23 protein-coding genes are annotated in these 18209 nt (G+C 69.5%); 3 read left to right on the plus strand and 20 right to left on the minus strand.

Annotation, left to right across the window (positions count from 1 at the left end; translation table 11 throughout):
* On the plus strand, positions 1–2190 hold the full coding sequence (locus HGN31_RS03975) for a 3-hydroxyacyl-CoA dehydrogenase NAD-binding domain-containing protein (protein ID WP_168782400.1): 2190 nt from the start codon (positions 1–3) through the stop codon (positions 2188–2190).
* A 221-nt stretch (positions 2191–2411) separates the two neighbouring features.
* On the opposite strand, the gene HGN31_RS03980 is transcribed toward HGN31_RS03975, so the two are convergent.
* Both HGN31_RS03980 and nth read right to left on the minus strand, forming a co-directional pair.
* Entirely contained in the window at positions 2412–3425 is a 1014-nt protein-coding gene (locus HGN31_RS03980) for an adenosine kinase (protein ID WP_168782401.1), read from the minus strand.
* A gap of 73 nt (positions 3426–3498) precedes the next feature.
* Positions 3499–4152 carry an endonuclease III gene (gene nth / locus HGN31_RS03985; RefSeq protein ID WP_425325331.1) on the minus strand — a complete coding sequence of 218 codons (654 nt, stop codon included), beginning with the start codon at positions 4150–4152 and terminating at the stop codon, positions 3499–3501.
* Positions 4153–4463: 311 nt separating this feature from the next.
* Between nth and HGN31_RS03990 the strand changes: the two genes are divergently transcribed.
* Positions 4464–5123 (plus strand): YiaD family glycine zipper/OmpA-like lipoprotein, encoded by a 660-nt coding sequence (locus tag HGN31_RS03990; protein WP_036733393.1) that lies wholly within the window; start codon positions 4464–4466, stop codon positions 5121–5123.
* A 96-nt stretch (positions 5124–5219) separates the two neighbouring features.
* Here the strand turns inward: HGN31_RS03990 and HGN31_RS03995 are convergent, their stop codons facing one another.
* The 5 genes from HGN31_RS03995 to HGN31_RS04015 all read right to left on the minus strand — a co-directional run bounded on the left by HGN31_RS03995 (position 5220) and on the right by HGN31_RS04015 (position 8188).
* On the minus strand, positions 5220–5789 hold the full coding sequence (locus HGN31_RS03995) for a F0F1 ATP synthase subunit B (protein WP_036733395.1): 570 nt from the start codon (positions 5787–5789) through the stop codon (positions 5220–5222).
* On the minus strand, positions 5786–6277 hold the full coding sequence (locus HGN31_RS16420; RefSeq protein ID WP_036733422.1) for a F0F1 ATP synthase subunit B': 492 nt from the start codon (positions 6275–6277) through the stop codon (positions 5786–5788). The genes HGN31_RS03995 and HGN31_RS16420 overlap by 4 nt, the downstream gene beginning before the upstream one ends.
* A 485-nt stretch (positions 6278–6762) precedes the next feature.
* Entirely contained in the window at positions 6763–7005 is a 243-nt protein-coding gene (locus tag HGN31_RS04005; RefSeq protein ID WP_036702121.1) for a F0F1 ATP synthase subunit C, read from the minus strand.
* Positions 7006–7055: 50 nt separating this feature from the next.
* Positions 7056–7811 carry a F0F1 ATP synthase subunit A gene (locus HGN31_RS04010; protein ID WP_036733398.1) on the minus strand — a complete coding sequence of 252 codons (756 nt, stop codon included), beginning with the start codon at positions 7809–7811 and terminating at the stop codon, positions 7056–7058.
* A 2-nt stretch (positions 7812–7813) separates the two neighbouring features.
* Entirely contained in the window at positions 7814–8188 is a 375-nt protein-coding gene (locus tag HGN31_RS04015; protein WP_052171774.1) for an AtpZ/AtpI family protein, read from the minus strand.
* A gap of 174 nt (positions 8189–8362) precedes the next feature.
* On the opposite strand from HGN31_RS04015, the gene HGN31_RS04020 reads away from it, so the two are divergent.
* Positions 8363–8707, plus strand: coding sequence for an ArsR/SmtB family transcription factor (locus HGN31_RS04020; protein WP_036702125.1), 345 nt, complete (start codon positions 8363–8365; stop codon positions 8705–8707).
* 67 nt (positions 8708–8774) lie between these two features.
* Here the strand turns inward: HGN31_RS04020 and HGN31_RS04025 are convergent, their stop codons facing one another.
* The 13 genes from HGN31_RS04025 to HGN31_RS04085 all read right to left on the minus strand — a co-directional run bounded on the left by HGN31_RS04025 (position 8775) and on the right by HGN31_RS04085 (position 18209).
* Complete coding sequence (locus tag HGN31_RS04025) at positions 8775–8999, minus strand: hypothetical protein (RefSeq protein WP_036707822.1); 225 nt, start codon at positions 8997–8999, stop codon at positions 8775–8777.
* A gap of 175 nt (positions 9000–9174) precedes the next feature.
* Positions 9175–9954 carry a succinate dehydrogenase iron-sulfur subunit gene (locus HGN31_RS04030; RefSeq protein WP_036702131.1) on the minus strand — a complete coding sequence of 260 codons (780 nt, stop codon included), beginning with the start codon at positions 9952–9954 and terminating at the stop codon, positions 9175–9177.
* A gap of 11 nt (positions 9955–9965) precedes the next feature.
* Complete coding sequence (locus tag HGN31_RS04035; RefSeq protein ID WP_052176372.1) at positions 9966–11117, minus strand: glycosyltransferase family 2 protein; 1152 nt, start codon at positions 11115–11117, stop codon at positions 9966–9968.
* Positions 11118–11204: 87 nt separating this feature from the next.
* Positions 11205–11936, minus strand: coding sequence for a hypothetical protein (locus HGN31_RS04040; RefSeq protein ID WP_036733407.1), 732 nt, complete (start codon positions 11934–11936; stop codon positions 11205–11207).
* A gap of 5 nt (positions 11937–11941) precedes the next feature.
* Entirely contained in the window at positions 11942–12262 is a 321-nt protein-coding gene (locus HGN31_RS04045) for a hypothetical protein (protein WP_036733410.1), read from the minus strand.
* A gap of 2 nt (positions 12263–12264) precedes the next feature.
* A complete protein-coding gene (locus HGN31_RS04050; RefSeq protein WP_036702140.1) occupies positions 12265–12669 on the minus strand; it encodes a hypothetical protein in 405 nt (134 codons plus the stop codon).
* Complete coding sequence (gene sdhA, locus HGN31_RS04055; RefSeq protein ID WP_168782403.1) at positions 12669–14471, minus strand: succinate dehydrogenase flavoprotein subunit; 1803 nt, start codon at positions 14469–14471, stop codon at positions 12669–12671. Before sdhA ends, HGN31_RS04050 begins: the two co-directional genes overlap by 1 nt.
* An 11-nt stretch (positions 14472–14482) precedes the next feature.
* Positions 14483–14899, minus strand: coding sequence for a succinate dehydrogenase, hydrophobic membrane anchor protein (locus HGN31_RS04060; RefSeq protein WP_052174844.1), 417 nt, complete (start codon positions 14897–14899; stop codon positions 14483–14485).
* 13 nt (positions 14900–14912) lie between these two features.
* Positions 14913–15302 (minus strand): succinate dehydrogenase, cytochrome b556 subunit, encoded by a 390-nt coding sequence (gene sdhC / locus HGN31_RS04065; RefSeq protein ID WP_036707824.1) that lies wholly within the window; start codon positions 15300–15302, stop codon positions 14913–14915.
* Between the two features lie 168 nt (positions 15303–15470).
* A complete protein-coding gene (locus HGN31_RS04070) occupies positions 15471–16364 on the minus strand; it encodes an endonuclease/exonuclease/phosphatase family protein (protein WP_168782404.1) in 894 nt (297 codons plus the stop codon).
* Positions 16361–16972 carry a hypothetical protein gene (locus HGN31_RS04075; RefSeq protein ID WP_036736563.1) on the minus strand — a complete coding sequence of 204 codons (612 nt, stop codon included), beginning with the start codon at positions 16970–16972 and terminating at the stop codon, positions 16361–16363. The genes HGN31_RS04070 and HGN31_RS04075 overlap by 4 nt, the downstream gene beginning before the upstream one ends.
* A complete protein-coding gene (locus HGN31_RS04080; protein ID WP_036736560.1) occupies positions 16969–18006 on the minus strand; it encodes a MaoC family dehydratase in 1038 nt (345 codons plus the stop codon). The genes HGN31_RS04075 and HGN31_RS04080 overlap by 4 nt, the downstream gene beginning before the upstream one ends.
* Complete coding sequence (locus HGN31_RS04085) at positions 18003–18209, minus strand: DUF1737 domain-containing protein (RefSeq protein WP_036709912.1); 207 nt, start codon at positions 18207–18209, stop codon at positions 18003–18005. The genes HGN31_RS04080 and HGN31_RS04085 overlap by 4 nt, the downstream gene beginning before the upstream one ends.

The following is an 18209-nucleotide window of genomic DNA, read 5'->3' on the forward strand; positions in this document are numbered from 1 at the left end:
ATGACCGATTTCACCATGAAGACCGACGCCGACGGCGTCGCCATCATCACCTGGGACGTGCCGGGCAAGTCGATGAACGTGCTCAGCGAGGCGGGCATCCGCGAGCTGAACGGGCTGGTCGACCAGGCGCTGGCCGACGACGCCGTCAAGGGCGTCGTCATCACCAGCGGCAAGGCCGACTTCGCGGCCGGGATGGACCTGAACGTCATCGGCGCCATGAAGGACGCGGGCGGCGCGCAGGCGGTGTTCGACCTCGTGATGCAACTCCACGCCGTGCTGCGCAAGATCGAGCGGGCGGGCATGGACCCCAAGACGCTCAAGGGTGGCAAGCCGATCGCCGCCGCCCTGCCCGGCACCGCGCTGGGGATCGGGCTCGAGCTGCCGCTCTCGACCCACCGCATCTTCGCGGCCGACAACCCCAAGGCCAAGATCGGCCTGCCCGAGATCATGGTCGGCATCTTCCCCGGCGCCGGCGGCACCACGCGCCTCGTGCGCAAGCTCGGCGCCATGCAGGCCGCGCCGCTGCTGCTGGAAGGCAAGCTGAACGACCCGGCCAAGGCCAAGGCGGCCGGGATCATCGACGAGGTGGTGGCCGACCCGGTCGCCGCGGCGAAGGCGTGGGTGCTCAAGGCCACCGATGCCGACATCGTCAAGCCGTGGGACGCCAAGGGCTACAAGATGCCCGGTGGCACCCCCTATCACCCGGCGGGCTTCATGACCTTCGTCGGTGCCTCGGCGATGGTGCACGGCAAGACGCTGGGCGTCTATCCGGCCGCCAAGGCGTTGCTCTCGGCGGTCTACGAGGGCGCGCAGGTGCCGTTCGACACGGCACTCAAGATCGAGGCGCGCTGGTTCACCAACGTGCTGATGAACCCCTCGTCGGGTAACATGATCCGCTCACTCTTCATCAACAAGGAAGCGCTCGAGAAGGGCGCGAACCGTCCCGACGTGCCGGACGAGAAGGTGAAAAAGGTCGGCATCCTCGGCGCCGGCATGATGGGCGCGGGCATCGCCTATGTCTCGGCCATGGCCGGGATCGAGGTCGTCCTGATCGACGCCAAGCAGGAGGCCGCCGACAAGGGCAAGGCCTACTCGACGGGCCTCCTCGACAAGGCGATCAGCCGCAAGAAGTCGACCGAAGAGAAGAAGGCCGAAGTGCTGGGCCGGATCACCGCAACGACCGACTATGCCGCGCTCGAGGGCTGCGACCTGATCGTGGAAGCGGTGTTCGAGGACGTGGGCGTCAAGGCCGACGTCACCAGGAAGGCCGAGGCGGTGATCCCGCAGACGGCGATCTTCGCCACCAACACCTCGACCCTGCCGATCGGCGAGCTGGCCAAGGCCAGCACCCGCCCCGAGCAGTTCATCGGCATCCACTTCTTCTCGCCGGTGGACAAGATGATGCTGGTCGAGATCATCAAGGGCGCCCAGACCGGGCCGCGCGCGGTGGCCAAGGCGCTCGACTTCGTGCGCCAGATCCGCAAGACCCCGATCGTCGTCAACGACGCCCGGTTCTTCTACGCCAACCGCTGCATCATCCCCTACATCAACGAGGGCATCCGCATGGTCGGCGAGGGGGTGAACCCGACGCTGATCGAGAATGCCGCCAAGATGATGGGGATGCCGCTCGGCCCGCTGCAGCTGGTCGACGAGACCTCGATCGACCTGGGCGTCAAGATCGCCAAGGCGACCCGCGCGGCGATGGGTGACGCCTATCCCGACGACGCCGTGGACGAGGTGATCTTCGCCATGGCCGACAAGGGCCGCATGGGCAAGAAGGCCAACGCGGGCTTCTACGCCTATGACGACGCCGGCAAGCGCCAGGGCCTGTGGGACGAGCTGGGCCAGCAGTGGCCGCAGTCGGACGACCAGCCCGAGCTGACCGAGGTCCAGCACCGCCTGATGTTCGCGCAGGCGCTCGAGGCGGTCCGCGCGCTCGAGGCGGGCGTGCTCGAGGACATCCGCGAGGGCGACGTCGGCGCCATCCTCGGCTGGGGCTTCGCGCCGTGGTCGGGCGGGCCGTTCGGCTGGCTGGACATGCTGGGCGCCAAGCGGGCGGCCGCGATTGCCGACCAGCTGACCGAGGCGCATGGCGAGCGCTTCGCCACCCCGCCGCTGCTGCGCGAGATGGCCGAAAAGGGCGAGACCTTCTACGGCCGCTTCGGACCCAAGGCCAAGGCCGCGGCCTGAGCCGCGGAAGGCCGGGCGATACCCCGGCCTGCCTCCGGCGGGGATATTTTTACAAGAGAGAACACCGCCGCGGGATCCCTCGCGGCGGTGTCGTCATTTCGGCTCGATGAGTTTGCGGCGTGTGGCGGCGCCCGAAGCGGTCGCGCAGAGCAACTTCCCCTCGGGCTGGACCCAAATATCCCGCGGGGGTCCGGGGGCGCGAAGCCCCCGGTGGCGTGGCCTCAGCCCAGCCCCTCGGCAGCGAAGAGCGCGCGCACATCGGCCTCGGGGCGGGCGCCGACATGGGTAATGACCTCGGCGGCGGCGATGCAGCCCATCCGCCCCGCCTCGGCCAGCGGGCGGCCGGTCACCAGCCCGTAGATCAGCCCGGCGGCGAACTGATCCCCTGCCCCGGTCGCATCGACCGGCGTGACCCGGTGGACCGGCGCCATCACCCGCTCACCCCCGCGGATCAGGATCGCATCCTCACCAGAGCGGGTGCAGACCACCGTCTCACAAACCGCCGCGGCCTCGGCCAGCGCGCGCTCCAGATCGTCGGTCTGATAGAGCGCCTGCCACTCGTGGACATTGCCGATCACGTAATCCATCGGCCCCGCCACGAGGCGGCGGAAGTCGTCGCGGTGGCGATCGACGCAGAACGGGTCCGAGAGCGCGATCCCGGCCTTGCCGCCCGCCGCGTGGCAGGCCTCGGCGGCCTTGAGGAACGCCGCCTTGCCCTGGTCCTTGTCGAAGAGATAGCCCTCGAGAAAGAGCCACGTCCCGCCGGCAAACAGCGCCGGATCGACATCCGCCGGCCCCAGCTCGGCCGAGATGCCGAGATAGGTGTTCATCGACCGTTCACCATCCGGCGTCACGCAGATGATCGAGCGCGAGGTCGGCAGCCCCCCCTCGTCCGCACCAGCGGCATCCCTCGGCGGGTTCACGAAGTCGGTGCCGTCGGCCGCCATCTCATGCGCATAGGCCTGCCCCAGCGCGTCGTCAGCGACCCGGCCGATGAAGGCCGTGGCCAGCCCCATCCGCCCCAGCCCGGCCAGCGTGTTGGCGACCGAGCCGCCGGGGATCAGCCGCGAGCGTGCCGCCGCGCCCTCGCGCGCCGCCATCAGCGCCTCGGCGCGGTCGCGGTCGATGAGCTGCATGATCCCCTTCTGCACCCCGAGCTCGGCCAGTTCGGCGTCCGTGGTGGAGGCGATCACGTCCATGATGGCGTTGCCGATACCGATCACCTGATAGGCCATGCGCTGTCCTTTCGCGTTGCTGGCCGCGCTTAAACCGGGGATCGCGGGGCCCGGCAAGGGCTCAAGCGGGGGCTCACGCGGGGTCGGTGGTCTTGGGCTCGTAGGGGCAGAGGTCGGCAATCGGGCAGATCGTGCAGCGCGGCCGCCGGGCCTGGCAGATGTGGCGCCCGTGCAGGATCAACCAGTGGTGGGCGTTCTGCTGGTAGGGGGCGGGCACGTTGTCCTCGATCGCGCGCTCGACCTCGGCCTCGTCGCGGCCCGGCGCGATGTGGGTGCGGTTCGAGACGCGGAAGATATGCGTGTCCACCGCCTGCGCGGGCAGGCCCCAGATGCAGTTCAGCACCACGTTGGCCGTCTTGCGCCCCACCCCCGGCAGCGCCATGAGCGCCGCGCGGGACGAGGGCACCTCGCCCCCGTGCCGCTCGATCAAAAGCTGCGAGAGGGCGACGGCATTGCGCGCCTTCTGCCGGTAGAGGCCGATGGTGCGGATCTGCGCTTCGACCCCCTCGACCCCCAGCGCCACCATCGCCTGCGGCGTGGGCGCAGCGGCGAACAGCCCCGGCGTGGCCTTGTTCACCCCCGCATCCGTCGCCTGCGCCGACAGCGCCACGGCGATCAGCAGGGTGAAGGCGTCGGTATAGTCGAGTTCGGTCACCGGGTCCGGGTTCGCGGCCGCAAAGCGGGCGAAGACCTCGACCTGCCGGGCATAGGGCAGCGGCGCCGGCAGCCGGCCGGTGGGCGCGTGCCGGGCCGCACCACGGCGGGATCGGGCGGGATCGAGAGCCATGCCTGCGGTGATGCCGCGGTCGCGCTCAGGACGCAAGCGCCGTGCCGCGCGCGCAGCCGTGCAAGTCACACCCACGATCACGCCCCCTCGCGCGGGCGTGGTGGATTTTGGACGACAGGTCAGGGACTTCCGGCCCGCGGCCTTGCGCCATGATGGAACCGGCGCGATACACCCCCCGTTTCTCGGCTGACCGGTGCCGGGGTGCGTCCTGCGCCCGGGCTCTGCCACGGCCAAACACGAAAGGATAGGACATGACTGTTCGCGTGACCCTGATCGCCGCCACTGCCGCGCTGACCGCGCTGGCGGGCTGCGCCACCGACCCCTACGGGCAGCCGACCCAGATGAACCGCGCCCAGCAGGGCGTGCTCGCCGGCGCCGCCGCCGGCGCGCTCTACGGCGCGGTGCGGGACGACGACAAGAACAACCGCAGCAGCGACATCATCAAGGGCGCCATCGTCGGCGGCGCGGCCGGCGGCCTCGTCGGCTCGGCGCTCGACGCGCAAGCCCGCGCGCTGCAGGGCACCATGACCACGCCGGGCGTGCAGGTCGTCAACACCGGGCAGACGCTGAACGTTACCCTGCCCGAGGGCGTGCTGTTCGCCACCGACAGCGCCGCCGTCTCGGGCCCGGCGCAGAACGACCTCTACGCGCTGGCGCGGAACCTGCAGCAGTACCCGAACTCGACCGTGCGGGTCATCGGCCACACCGACTCGACCGGCCGCGCGGCCTACAACATGCAGCTGTCGCAGCGCCGCGCCCAGTCGGTCGCGGGCATCCTGACCGCCGGTGGCGTCGCCGCGGGCCGGATCGCCACCGTCGGCATGGGCCAGACCCAGCCGGTCGCGTCGAACGACACCACCGCGGGCCGGGCGCAGAACCGCCGGGTCGAGATCGTCATCCGCCCGAACTGATCCGGACCGCGACAGGACAAAGGAAAACCCCCGGTGGCGACACCGGGGGTTTTCTCTGTCCCTCGCTCTTGACGGCGATCGGATGGGTTTGAGCGGTCAGTTCAGGTGACGCGCCACGTCGTCGATGGCCCGGTCGATCCCGGCGGCGCGATCCTGCGCCCCCATCTGCCGGCCGAGGATGTCGGTCGCCGCAGCCACGGCCACCTGCACGGCACGGTCGCGGACGGCGCGCACGGCGTCGTTCTCGGCCGAGGCGATCTGGTCCTGCGCGGCGGCGAGCCGACGCTCGATCGAGCGCTGCAGGTCCAGCTTGGCCTTTTCGGCCTGCGCCATCGCCTCGCGCTTTGCGTTGGCCACGATGTCCGCGGCCTGGCCCTTCACCTCACGCTGGCGACGCTCGTAGCCGGCGTAGATGTCCTGGGCCTCGTCGCGCAGGCGACGCGCCTCGGCGATGTCGGCCTTGATCGTCTCGGCCCGCTTGTCGAGCAGCTTGGCGACCGCCGACGGCACCCGGAAGTAGAGCAGGATGCCGACGAAGACGAGGAACGCCAGCAGCACGATGAAGTCGGTGTTGCGCAGCGAGAAGAACGGCCCCGAGGCGGCGAGCGCCGGACCGGCGCTCAGCCCGGCGGCGGCAGCGGCGGCCATAGCGATACGGGCGATCATTGCACGGCTCCGTTGATGCGGGCGTCCACGGCGGCGTTGACCGCGGCGGTGTCCGGGGTGGCGCCGAAGGCACGGACCAGCTCGGCCGCCACGTCCTGGGCGACGCTGCGGGCGTCGTTGGCGGCGGACTGGCGGATCTCGCCGATGCGACGCTCGGATTCGACGGTGCGGGCCGAAATCTCGGCGTCGGCCTTGGCGATGGCGGCCTTGAGCTCGGCGTCGATCTCGGCCTTGTTGGCGGCGACGATCTTGCCGGCCTCGGCACGGGCGTCGGCCAGCGCCTTGTCATAGGCGGCCTCGGCGTCGCGGGCCTTGCGCTTGAAGTCCTCGGCCGCGGCGAGATCGGCGTTCATCAGCCCCTGACGGTCGCCGATGATGCGCCCGATCCGCGGGATCGCGACGCGCGACAGGATCAGGTAGATCAGAACCAGCGCGACGAGCAGCCAGAAGATCTGGTTGCCGAAGGTCGCGAAGTCGAGCTGCGGCATCCCGGCCGAGGCGGCCGCGTCATGCCCGCCCGCGCCGACCGCGTGGGCCGCGTCGGTGCCGGGGACGGCGTGGGTCACGACCGCGGTGTGGCCACCGGGGGTGGTCACGACCTCGGCCGGGGCGACCGGCAGGTGACCGGCGCCCGGCTGGGCCACGGCCGGCGCGTGCTCGCCGCCGGTCGCGTTCGGCACCACGATGGCGTCGGTCGCGTGGGTCTGCGCCGCGGGCGAGGCCGCCGCCGCAGGGGGAATGGCGTCCGGCGCAGGCGTCACGGTGACGGCCGGCGCAGGGGTGGTCGTCACCGCAGGCGCGGTGGCGGAAGGCGTCGCGTCACCGAGCGGGACGGTGATCGTCGTGGTGGTCTGTCCGACCGCGGCGGGGGCGGTCTGCTGCAAAAGGCTGATCATGTCCTGTCCCTGGCCGAGCGGTTGGCAATCGGGTGGGGGTCAATGCCCCCACCCAAAAGCAAGGAGTCGTGCCGGGATCAGGCTGCGAACAGCAGCAGCAGGGCGACCAGGAACGAGAAGATGCCCAGCGCTTCCGCAAAGGCCATGCCGATGAACAGCGTGGCGGTCTGCGAGGCAGCGGCCGAGGGGTTGCGCAGCGCGCCCGACAGGTAGTTGCCGGCGACGTTGCCCACGCCCATCGCGGCGCCCGCCATGCCGATGCAGGCGAGGCCCGCGCCCAGGTATTTGCCCAGTTCGGCGTAGGTGGCGACGTTTTCCATGGTATGCTCCTTGAGGCTTTGGAAAGGGTGGAAGGGTTGTCCCGCCGGCGTCAGTGCGCCGGGTGCAGCGCGTCCTTGAGGTACACGCAGGTCAGGATGGTGAAGACATAGGCCTGGATCACGCAGACCAGCACCTCGAGCCCGTACATCCCCACGATGGCGAGGATCGAGATCGGGGCGATCGCGAGGACCGCGGCGAAGGCGGCAAACACCTTGATGACGGCGTGGCCGGCCATGATGTTGCCCGCAAGTCGGATGGAGTGGCTGACAGGGCGGACGAAGTACGAGATCAGCTCGATGATCGCCAGCACCGGGCGCAGCGCCAGCGGCGCCGACTTGACCCAGAACAGCTCGAGGAAATGCGCGCCGTTCTTGACGAAGCCGAGGATCGTCACGCCGAGGAACACGAACAGCGCCAGCACCGCCGTCACCGCGATGTGCGAGGTGGTCGAGAAGGACTTGGGCAGCAGGCCCAGCAGGTTGGCGAAGAGGATGAAGCAGAACAGCGTGAAGACATAGGGGAAGTACTTCAGCCCGTCCTTGCCGGTCACGTCCTCGACCATCTTGTGGACCATGCCGTAGGTCAGCTCGGCCATCGACTGCACGCGGGTCGGGATCAGCGCCCGCCCCGAGGTACCCGCGACGAACAGCACCCAGATCACCAGCACCGCCAGCATCAGCCACAGCGTCACGTTGGTGGGGGTGTACCAGTGCACCGGCCCGTCACCGAACAGCGGCCGGACGATGAACTGGTCCATCGGGTGAAAGACCAGCCCGGTGGTTTCGCCATGCGCTTCTGTCGCCACGCTCAGTCCCTTTCGTCCTCGTCCGGACCCTCGTCCGGTGCCCTCGTGCCTGTGGCCGGCGGCGGTGCCCCCATTTCGGCGGCAGTCCGCAGCATCGTCCTGACCCCGGCTGCAAAGCCGAGGAAAATGAAGATCACCAGCATGATCGGCGTGGTGCCGAGCAGCCAGTCGAGCCCGTAACCGACGCCGAAGCCGATCACCAGCCCCGCCACAAGCTCGACCACCATGCGCCATGCCTGGTTGGCCTGGTGGAACTTGTCGGCGCCCGGAGTCTCGGGCCGGCGGTCGCGGCCGAGATGCTCGAGCCGCTCCTCCAGTGCCCGAAGGCGATCCGCATCGCGGCGCGAGGGGCCGTGGTGGCCCGGCTGATCCGCCATCGGAACGCTCCCCGAAAGTTGAGGTGCTGATAGGGAACCGCCGGGCGTGAGTCAACCGCATGCTGCAACGCCGCAAGTCTTTGAAAATACTTGCGACGCCCCCCCCATCTGGTCGCGGTTGCAGCGGCGCGGTGGGCGGTCCATCATTCAACCGAAACGTTGAATCTGGACCCGATGGCCCCCCGCTACGACCTCGACGCGATCTTCGCCGCCCTCGCCGATCCGACCCGGCGGGCAATCCTGTCGATGCTGCTCGAGGATGACATGGCGGTGACGGACGTGGCCGCCCCTTTCGGCATCAGCCTCGCGGCGATTTCCAAACATCTCGCCACGTTGGCCGCGGCCGGGCTGATCGCGCAGGAGCGGCGGGGCCGGATCACCTGGTGCAAGCTCGACCCCGAGGGGATGCGCGCGGCCTCGGTCTGGATGCGTTGCTTCGGCCAGCTCGACCCGGTGGATCTCGACGACTTCGAGCGCTTCCTCGCCGCGGAACTGGCCGCGGGGCTGTCCGACGACTGAGCGCCGGAATGGCAAAGGGCGGGACAGGTTGCCCTGCCCCGCCCGGTCCTGTCGGCTGATCGGGAGATCAGGCCGCGGCGTCGTCGTAGCCGAAGTCCACCACGTCGGTCAGCGGCTCCTGGTCGTGATAGGCGTACATCTGGTCCAGCGCCGCCAGCGCGCGGCGGTTCGGCAGATGGCGCACGGGCGCGGGCTGGGCCACCGGCGCGGCCTTGATGGCGTGGTCGGCCAGCAGGTCCATCATCGAGTCGGGGCGGTCGGCGAAGTCTTGGTCGAAGGTCGGGCGGGTCATGGGCGTGGTCCGTTGCAAGAATACCAGTCTCCCCACGGCCAAGATAATGCCGCGCTGCGGCAAAAACGAGAGTGCAGACGCAGCGTCACCCCTGTCCCTTTCGGCAGGGCGGACAGGGAACGGCCGCCCGCCGGGTCTCCGGGGGCGGCCGCGAGGCGGTGCGCAGCGGGTCCGGTCAGACCATGCGATCGACCATCAGGTGCTTGATCTCGGCGATGGCCTTGGCCGGGTTCAGCCCCTTCGGGCAGGTGTTGGTGCAGTTCATGATCGTGTGGCAGCGATAGACCTTGAACGGGTCCTCGAGCTCGTCGAGCCGCTGCCCCGTCGCCTCGTCGCGCGAGTCGATGATCCAGCGATAGGCGGTCAGCAGCGCCGCCGGACCCATAAAGCGGTCGGCGTTCCACCAGTAGCTCGGGCAGGCGGTCGAGCACGAGGCGCAGAGGATGCACTCGTAGAGCCCGTCGAGCTTCTTGCGGTCCTCGATCGACTGCCGCCACTCCTTGTTGGGGGCGGGCGTGTCGGTCATCAGATAGGGGTGCACCGCGGCGTGCTGGGCGTAGAAATGCGTCAGGTCCGGGATCAGGTCCTTGACCACCGCCATGTGCGGCAGCGGGTAGATGTTCACGTCGCCCGCGATCTCGTCCATGCCGTAGATGCAGGCGAGGTGGTTGCCGCCGTCGATGTTCATCGCGCAGGACCCGCAGATCCCCTCGCGGCACGAGCGGCGGAAGGTCAGGGTCGGGTCGATCTCGTTCTTGATCTTGATCAGCGCGTCGAGAACCATCGGCCCGCATTTGTCGAGGTCGATCCAGTAGGTGTCGAGCCGCGGGTTCTCGCCCGAGTCAGGGTCGTAGCGGTAGATGTTGAAGCGGCGCAGCCGGGTCGCGCCCTCGGGCTTGGGCCACGTCTTGCCGACCTTGATGCGGCTGTTCTTGGGCAGGGTCAGCTGGACCATGGGGCTTCCTTTCAGGTGGCGGAACGAGGCACGGCGGCCTCGGGGAGGGGTTCGCCGGTGAGTGCGGCGAATTCTTCGGGCGGGATGGCGGCGATCATCGCGGCGGTGCGATGGAGGGCTTCGGCCTCGGCCTCGGCAACACCGGGCAGCGCGCGCAGCCGGGCCATCTCGGCGGTGGTCGCTGCCTCGTGGCGCAGGATCGAGGTTTCCTCGACGTCGTTGCGGTTGTAGCGGCGATAGAACTGATTGGTCTGCCGCCAGCGAAGCTGACCGGCCGGCGAGAAACGGTCGGCCCCGTCGCCCCGGCGACGCTTGAGCAGGAAGTGCTCGGGCGAACGGACGCAGTAATGGTTGATCTGGGCGAGTTTGAAACCAGCTTCATCTGCAGGCACTAGGCAGGTTTTCCAGTAGTCGTCTCCTGACAACCAGCGACGGTTCACCTCACTATCACGGATAGGCTTGCCGCTTCCGGAAAGCGCCTTGCCAGGGTCAAAGATGTTTCCGCGCGCAACCCTCGGCCTATGCAAGCCACGCTCTGCAAACCCCGCAAATGGCGTGCCCCAGCGAAACAAGGTCTTGACGTTATGGTTAATAGGAGACGACCGACGCGATGCCGGCGCGGCAGAATGCGAGATAAAGCGAAGAGGCGCGTCCGGATCGCACACGGAGCCGAACACCCTCCAGTTAATCAAAAGCGCGACAGCGTCACCAATCCTGTCGATCAGGTCGCCGACCATGCCTGAACCCACGCGCACGTTCAGGAACTCGTCCGCGTCCAGCCAGATCGTCCAGACGCCGTCAGGGATCAACCCGCGCGCGTTGGCAATCCGCGCCGCGTTGCCCTGCGCCGAGACCCCGTTCGGGGGGGTGTGAAAGTGAAATTCGACCTCGCCGGCCGCGGCGAGCGCCTCGAGCAGCGCCTCGGTGCCGTCATCCGAGGCGTTGGCGAAGACAATGATCCGCGTGAACCCGATGACCTTGTGGTAGGCGATCCACTCGATGAGGAACGGCGCCTCGTTGCGCACGGCGGTGAAAAGCACCGTCGGCGACGCGCCGGTTGCCGGCGCGCCTGCCGCCTGAGGGACGGAGGCGGGCCCATGCGAGGCGTCTGCGGTGGGCGCCGAGACGCCGACCGGTCCGGGGGAAAGGGGTGCCGTCACCATCGCGGCTCCTCCCCGGCGGGCACGGTCGCAGCAGCCTGTAAGACGCAGATTTGGAGAAGGGCGCGCAGCATCATCGTCTTCCGCACCTCAGGGCGTCACGGCGCGATAGCTGTCGAAGGGCTGGTTGGCATGGGGCCATTGGCCGGCAAAGGCCGCCAGCTTGCGGCGCACTTCAGGGGGGTTCTTGCGGTTGACCGTCTTGAACAGCGAGGTGTTCCAAAGGTTCTTGGGAAGATCATTCGTAAGCCAGTTTTCCGCACGCGGCAGCGCCCACGGAAGGATGCCATTGCTGTTCAGCCAGTGGCCATAGCCGTAATCCACAAAGCCGGCGCTGTCCTCGACGGCCTCAAGCGGGGCGATGCAGTCACCGCGCGCGAACAACGTGCCCGTGCCGAGGCAAGTGGCACCCGTTACCACCTCATGCTGCTCGGTAAAGCGCCGCACATCCCAATAGCGGCGTCCCGACGCGATGTCGTGGATAAGAAACAGTGCGAAGTAGCCGAAGACATGGCGGCCGAGGTCCAGCCCCTCGACCCGCGCCAGCGTGGAGGCCACGTAATCCTGCGGATAGCCGATGTCGTCGTCGATCAGGAACACCAGGTCGTCCGGGTCGGGGGCAAACCAGAATTTGCCCGCGTCCTTCACGTCGCGGTCGGGGATCACGGCGGTGACCCGTGGTTCCTTCGCGAGGTAGCGCGGCACCGCGTCATATTCGTTGAGCACCACAAACAGATGGTCCACCTGCGGCAGAATTGCCTCGACCACGCGCCGCAGGATGCGGCGGCGGGGCGGGAATGTCGCAAGATGGGCGCGGATCATCGGGCCTAGCCCCTCCACCCCGGCTGGTCGTAGAGCGGGCGGGTCGGCATCTGGCCGGACTGGCGCATCACGCAGCGGTTGAACGCATCCGCCGGATCGCGCCCCATCACATAATCCGACGACACCGAGAGCGAGATCCCGGTGTGCGGCCGCACGCGGTGGCCGTCGGTCGCCACGCCGACGCTGATCTCGCCCCGCGGGCCCTTGGCGGCGCGCGCGGAGTCGAGGCAGTTGCGCTCGGCCTGCTGCACCGGCACCGGGCCGCACCCGGCCAGCACCAGCGTCAGGCCCAGGGCCGCCGCTCCGATGCGCTGCGCGCCGCCCATGGTCAGGCCAGCGCCCCGGCGCGGGCGATGCACTGCGCGGTTGCGGGCTTCTTGACGATCGCGGCCATCGCGTCGTTGGCGCGCGGGGTGCCGGCGCCGGCCAGCAGCTCGGACTGCTCGGCCATCGTCGCGTTGGCGATCACGCAATCGGCCATCGGCCCGACGTTGCGGCCGGGATAGCGGCGGGCCAGCTCGGCCGAGACGACCTGCCGGGCCGAGCCTGCGTCCACGGTCCGCACCGGCGGGGTCACGACCACGGGCTGGTTCGGGCGCGGGGTCACCACGACCGGCGCAGTCGGCGCGGGCGTCACCGTCACCGGCGGCGGGGCCGTCGGCGCCGGCACGGCCATCACGCAGCCCGACAGGGCCACGGCCATCCCCAGCGCGGGGAGAAGGGAGAGACGCATCAATATACCCTCGCTTTCGGAGCAATCTTCTTGGGGTCGATCCCGCCATCCTCGAGCGCCGTCAGCGGCTCGAGATGGACGGGGCGATAGGCGAGTTTGACCTCATTTCCATCGATCCACGCAAGCGAATGCTTGCGCCAGTTGGCGTCATCCCGCTCGGGGTAGTCCTCGTGCGCGTGGGCGCCGCGGCTCTCCTTGCGCGCCTCGGCCGCGACGATGGTGGCTAGCGCGTTGGGCATGAGGTTGGTCAGCTCCAGCGTCTCCATCAGGTCGCTGTTCCAGATCAGGCTGCGGTCGGTGACCTTGAGGTCGTCCATCTGGCCGGCGATCTCGCGCATCTTCTCGACGCCTTCGGCCAGCGTCTTGTCGGTGCGGAACACCGCCGCGTCGGCCTGCATCGTGCGCTGCATCCGGTCGCGCAGCACCGCGGTCGGCGTGCCGCCCGAGGCATGGCGCAGCGCGTCGAAGCGGCCGAGCGCGCGGTCCACCTCGGCCTGGTTGGTGCCGGGGATCGAGCTGGCGCGATCGATCACCTGCCCCGCGCGGATCGCCGCGGCGCGGCCGAACACCACAAGGTCGATGAGCGAGTTCGACCCCAGCCGGTTGGCGCCGTGGACCGAGGCGCAGCCGGCCTCGCCCACCGCCATCAGGCCCGGGAACACCCGGTCGGGATCGCCCTGCTCGGGGGCCAGCACCTCGCCCCAGAAGTTCGTCGGGATGCCGCCCATGTTGTAGTGGACCGTGGGCAGGATCGGGATCGGCTCCTTGGTCACGTCGACGCCGGCGAAGATCTTGGCGCTTTCGCTGATCCCCGGCAGACGCTCGTGCAGCGCCTCGGGCGGCAAGTGCTGCAGGTTCAAATGCATGTGGTCCTTGCCGGCCCCCACGCCGCGGCCTTCGCGGATCTCGATGGTGATGCAGCGGCTGACCACGTCGCGGCTGGCGAGGTCCTTGTAGGTGGGCGCATAGCGCTCCATGAACCGCTCGCCTTCCGAGTTGGTCAGATAGCCGCCCTCGCCGCGCGCGCCCTCGGTGATCAGGCAGCCCGAGCCGTAGATGCCGGTCGGGTGGAACTGCACGAACTCCATGTCCTGCAGCGGCAGGCCGGCGCGCGCGACCATCCCGCCGCCGTCGCCGGTGCAGGTGTGGGCCGAGGTGGCGCTGAAATAGGCGCGGCCATAGCCGCCGGTCGCCAGCACCACCATCTTGGCGTTGAAGACGTGGATGGTGCCGTCGTCGAGCTTCCAGCACACGACGCCGGTGCAGCGGCCGTCGGTGATGATCAGGTCGAGGGCGAAGTACTCGATGAAGAACTCGGCCTTTTCCTTGAGGCTCTGGCCGTAGAGCGTGTGCAGGATCGCGTGGCCGGTGCGGTCGGCCGCGGCGCAGGTGCGCTGCACGGGCGGGCCCTCGCCGAACTCGGTCGTGTGGCCGCCGAACGGGCGCTGGTAGATCTTGCCCTCTTCGGTGCGGCTGAACGGCACGCCGTAGTGTTCCAGCTCATAGACGGCCTTGGGCGCCTCACGCGCGAGGTATTCCATCGCGTCGGTGTCGCCCAGCCAGTCCGAGCCCTTGACGGTGTCGTAGAGGTGCCACTGCCAGTTGTCGGGTCCCATGTTCGAGAGCGAGGCGGCGATGCCGCCCTGCGCCGCCACGGTGTGGCTGCGGGTCGGGAACACCTTGGTCACGCAGGCGGTGCGGAAGCCCTGCTCGGCCATGCCGAGCGTGGCGCGCAAGCCCGCCCCGCCGGCGCCCACCACCACCACGTCATAATCGTGAATCCGGGTTTGATATGCGGACATCAGCGCGACCTTCAGTGAACGACGATGGTGGTGACCGGCGCCACCATGGGAGAGAACGCCATCCGCGCCAGCGCATAGACGGCGGCGGCGATGACGGCCCAGCCCAGAAGCTGGGCGACGATCAGCGCGACCTTGCGCTCGGTGTGATCGAGGTAGTCGTCGATCATGATCCGGGTGCCGTTGACGTAGTGCAGCATCCCCACGATCAGGAACAGCGCCGTCACGATGGCCGGATAGGGGCGCGAGAAATACGCCACCACTCCGCCGTGCGGCAGGCCGATGGCGGTGGCGATGACGAAGATGAAGGCCGGCGTCAGCAGCATCAGGGCGACCGAGCTGACGGTCATCGACCAGTGATGGGCGGTGGCCGAGCCGGGGCCGGCGGCGCCGAGGCCGCGGGCTGCCTTGCGGGGGGTCACGAAACGCATGGTGGCTGTCCCCTCAGAACACGAACAGGATGAGCGTCAGGACCGTGAGCACCACGGAGCCGACGATGATGAACCAGCTGACCTGATGGGCGTCCTGCCGGTTGAGCAGCAGCCCCGCGTCATAGAAGAAGTGCCGGATGCCGGCGAGGAAGTGGTACCACAGCGCCCAGAGCGAGCCGAGCAGCACCAGGTACCCCAGCCACGACCGCACCACCCAGTCGGCCTGGGCGAAGGCGCGCGGCCCGGCGGCGGCCGCGACCAGCCACCAGACGATGAGCAGCAGCCCCGCCAGCATGACCTGCCCGGTGATGCGGGTCATGATCGAGGTAATCGCCGCCATCGGCAGGCGATAGACGCTCAGATGCGGGGAAAGCGGGCGGTTGCCGCGCGGAATGTCACCCATGTGCGCTCCTGTGACGAAAGGCGGCGCGCCCGGTCAGGCTGGCGCGCGGCTGGCGTGAGGTTGAGGCGTTCTGGCCCCCCCTCTGGCACGAGTCACGCAATTCTTCCAGACTCCGCGTGCGGGCCGCGATGTTAGCGCCCGCTGTGATCACGCGGGCGGGGCGTGTGATCACAAGCCTTGCTGCAACTGCACAACCGCCCGCTGCCCGCGGTGGTCCGAGCCGAGCAGCGGCCGCATCGCGGTGGCGGCAACGGCGCCCTCGGGGACGAGCACGTGGTCGATGGTGATCGGCAGCAACCCCTTGAGATAGAACGACGGCCGCAACGGCCCGGCGCGGCGGGTGCCGGTCGCCTCGGCCACCCGGCGCACGGTCTGCGAGCCGGGCACCGCGTTGAAGTCTCCGCCCACGATCACCGGCCGGGGCAAGTCCGCGAGCCGCGGCAGGATCCGCTCGAGATGCCCGCGCAGGCCGAAGGGCCACGGCCAGTGCAGGTGCAGCGAGACCACCGTGACCGGCCCGGCCGGCGACAGGATGCGCGCCGCCACCATGCCGGGGGCCACGTCGCAGACCTCGCCCCCCTCGAAGGGCCAGCGCGAGAGTACCGCCACCGCGCCCACGGGATGGGGGGCGCAGACGGCCTGGTGCGGATAGGCGTCGGCAAGCGCCGCCGCCACGCGCAGGTTGCGGTCGCTTACCTCCTGCAGCAGCGCGACGTCGGCGCCGCTCGCGCGGATGTCGGCGGCGATCGGGGCCGGGTCGGCGAGGGTGAAGCGCAGGTTCTTCTGATAGACGACCAGCGCCGGCGGGGCGTCGGGCACCGGCAGCGGCCGCGCCGCCCACAGCATCGGCGCAAGCGCCAGCGCCCCTGCCCCGGCGGCAAGCCAGCCCGCCCGCCCCCGCAACGCGAGCCCCACGACGAGCAGCACCCCCGCCAGCAGCGGCCGCCCGACCGCGAGCGAGTCGCCCAGCGGGTGCAGCGGCCCGGCGTAGGTGGCGGCGAGCAAAGCGAGACCCAGCAGCAGCAACCCGGCGGCGATGCCTCTCCAGCCCGGCGTCCTCATCCCGGCAGCACGAACCACGGGATGACCATGTTGATCTCGTACCGGGTCAGGCTGCGCGGCACCCACGCAAACCTTGCCATCCGGCCGATCATCTGGGGCGGGCCGGCGAGTGCCTCGGCGCGGTGATAACCGGTGCGGTCGACATAGTCGTCCCACAGGACCGTGAGCGGGGCGGTCGCGTTCAGCACCGTCGCGGCGAAACAGGCGAGCCGGAAGCGGCCGTCGATGAAGACGAGGTCCGGCGGTTCGCTTGCCGGATCGAGGCCCGGCGCGGGGTCGACCCACGGTGACAGCGGGTAGCCGGGATAGTGCCGAAAGCCCGACGAGTCCTTCGGCATCCCCCAGCTTCGCACCGGGCCGATGTCGATGTGGCGCAGCGTGATGCCTTCGCGCCGGCCGCCGGCCGCGTCAAGCCAGCCCTCGAGCCGCGCAACCCACGCCCCGTCGCTCTCGATCCCGAGCATCGTGGCGCGCGTCTCGGTCGCGGCAAAGAGCGTCGAGCCGCCGGTCCCGTACTCGATGATCCGGTCGGCCGACCGATAGGCGGCCCGCACCGCCGCGGCCTCGGCCTCGGGCATGTGCAGGCCGGGGGCCTCGCCCGTCGTCACTGGGGTATCAGCGCCCAGTAATCGAGATCGAGCAGCACGTGCGGCGCGTATTTCCCGTCCGCCCCCTTCAGCGTGTTGTCACCCGGCGCGCCCTTGTGCGCGACCAGCCTCAGCCGCAGCGCGCCGACGCCGGGCACCGAGGTCTCGGCGCGGTCGAGCACCTCGGACCAGGCCCGCACCGTGTCGCCGGCAAAGCACGGGTTCGCGTGCGCGCCGCCGTTCAGCGCCACGATCATCTGCGCGTTGGCCAGCCCGTTGAAGCTGAGCGCCCGCGCCAAGCTGATGACGTGCCCGCCATAGATCAGCCGGCGTCCGTCCTCGCGGAAGGTGGCGTCGAAATGCACCTTGGCGGTGTTCTGCCAGAGACGGGTGGCGAGCATGTGCTCTGCCTCTTCAACCGTGACCGCGTCGACGTGGTCGATGACCTCGCCCACGGCATAGTCGCCCCAGCGGTGCGGCTCACCGGCGAGGGTGAAGTCGTAGCCCTCGAAGCTCAGCCCCTCGGGGATCACCAGCGCGCCGGGGTCCACCACGGCGGCGAGGTCGGGCACCACGGTCTCGCACGCCGGGGCGGCATTGTCGCGCTTGCGGACCATGACCCAGCGCACATAGCTCAGCACCGGCTGGTCGGTCTGGTCATAGCCCGTGGTCCGCACCCAGACGACGCCCGAGGTGCCGTTCGAGTTCGGCCGAAGACCGATCACCTCGGATTCCGCCCTGAGCGTGTCGCCGGCATAGACCGGCTTCAGCCAGCGCCCCTCGGCATAGCCGAGGTTCGCCACCGCGTTCAGGCTGATGTCGGGCACGGTCTTGCCGAAGACCGTGTGGAACACGATCAGATCGTCGAGCGGGCTGCCCTCGAGCCCACAGTCGGCCGCGAACATGTCCGAGGAGTAGAGCGCCCCCCGCGCCGGATAGAGCGCGTGGTAAAGCGCCCGCTCGCCCTCGGCGATGGTGCGGGGGACCGCGTGGCGGATCACCTCGCCCACGCGGTAGTCCTCGAAGAAGCGGCCGGGATTGGTCTTGGTCGTCATTGCTCGCCCAGTTTCATGTCGGGGGTATAGTCGGCCGCGACCTCCTTGGTCACGGCCTGCGCACAGCGCATCACGCCGCGCGCGCTGTCGAACGCGATGCTGGGTGAGCCGTGCAGCACCCAGCCGCGGCTGAGCGCGAGGCTGACCTTGTGGCAGAAGGCGGCGGTGTCGTCCTCGGTCAGCAGGCGGTAGATCACGGGCAT

The sequence above is a fragment of the Paracoccus sanguinis genome (genome assembly GCF_012689545.1).
Classification (GTDB): domain Bacteria; phylum Pseudomonadota; class Alphaproteobacteria; order Rhodobacterales; family Rhodobacteraceae; genus Paracoccus; species Paracoccus panacisoli.

Coding starts and splice junctions, on each gene's coding strand:
- HGN31_RS03975 (WP_168782400.1), top strand. CDS start 1: ATGACCGATTTCACCATGAAGACCGACGCCGACGGCGTCGCCATCATC.
- HGN31_RS03980 (WP_168782401.1), bottom strand. CDS start 3,425: ATGGCCTATCAGGTGATCGGTATCGGCAACGCCATCATGGACGTGATC.
- HGN31_RS03990 (WP_036733393.1), top strand. CDS start 4,464: ATGACTGTTCGCGTGACCCTGATCGCCGCCACTGCCGCGCTGACCGCG.
- HGN31_RS03995 (WP_036733395.1), bottom strand. CDS start 5,789: ATGATCGCCCGTATCGCTATGGCCGCCGCTGCCGCCGCCGGGCTGAGC.
- HGN31_RS16420 (WP_036733422.1), bottom strand. CDS start 6,277: ATGCCGCAGCTCGACTTCGCGACCTTCGGCAACCAGATCTTCTGGCTG.
- HGN31_RS04005 (WP_036702121.1), bottom strand. CDS start 7,005: ATGGAAAACGTCGCCACCTACGCCGAACTGGGCAAATACCTGGGCGCG.
- HGN31_RS04015 (WP_052171774.1), bottom strand. CDS start 8,188: ATGGCGGATCAGCCGGGCCACCACGGCCCCTCGCGCCGCGATGCGGAT.
- HGN31_RS04020 (WP_036702125.1), top strand. CDS start 8,363: ATGGCCCCCCGCTACGACCTCGACGCGATCTTCGCCGCCCTCGCCGAT.
- HGN31_RS04025 (WP_036707822.1), bottom strand. CDS start 8,999: ATGACCCGCCCGACCTTCGACCAAGACTTCGCCGACCGCCCCGACTCG.
- HGN31_RS04030 (WP_036702131.1), bottom strand. CDS start 9,954: ATGGTCCAGCTGACCCTGCCCAAGAACAGCCGCATCAAGGTCGGCAAG.
- HGN31_RS04035 (WP_052176372.1), bottom strand. CDS start 11,117: ATGGTGACGGCACCCCTTTCCCCCGGACCGGTCGGCGTCTCGGCGCCC.
- HGN31_RS04040 (WP_036733407.1), bottom strand. CDS start 11,936: ATGATCCGCGCCCATCTTGCGACATTCCCGCCCCGCCGCCGCATCCTG.
- HGN31_RS04045 (WP_036733410.1), bottom strand. CDS start 12,262: ATGGGCGGCGCGCAGCGCATCGGAGCGGCGGCCCTGGGCCTGACGCTG.
- HGN31_RS04050 (WP_036702140.1), bottom strand. CDS start 12,669: ATGCGTCTCTCCCTTCTCCCCGCGCTGGGGATGGCCGTGGCCCTGTCG.
- sdhA (WP_168782403.1), bottom strand. CDS start 14,471: ATGTCCGCATATCAAACCCGGATTCACGATTATGACGTGGTGGTGGTG.
- HGN31_RS04060 (WP_052174844.1), bottom strand. CDS start 14,899: ATGCGTTTCGTGACCCCCCGCAAGGCAGCCCGCGGCCTCGGCGCCGCC.
- sdhC (WP_036707824.1), bottom strand. CDS start 15,302: ATGGGTGACATTCCGCGCGGCAACCGCCCGCTTTCCCCGCATCTGAGC.
- HGN31_RS04070 (WP_168782404.1), bottom strand. CDS start 16,364: ATGAGGACGCCGGGCTGGAGAGGCATCGCCGCCGGGTTGCTGCTGCTG.
- HGN31_RS04080 (WP_036736560.1), bottom strand. CDS start 18,006: ATGACGACCAAGACCAATCCCGGCCGCTTCTTCGAGGACTACCGCGTG.
- HGN31_RS04085 (WP_036709912.1), bottom strand. CDS start 18,209: ATGCCCGTGATCTACCGCCTGCTGACCGAGGACGACACCGCCGCCTTC.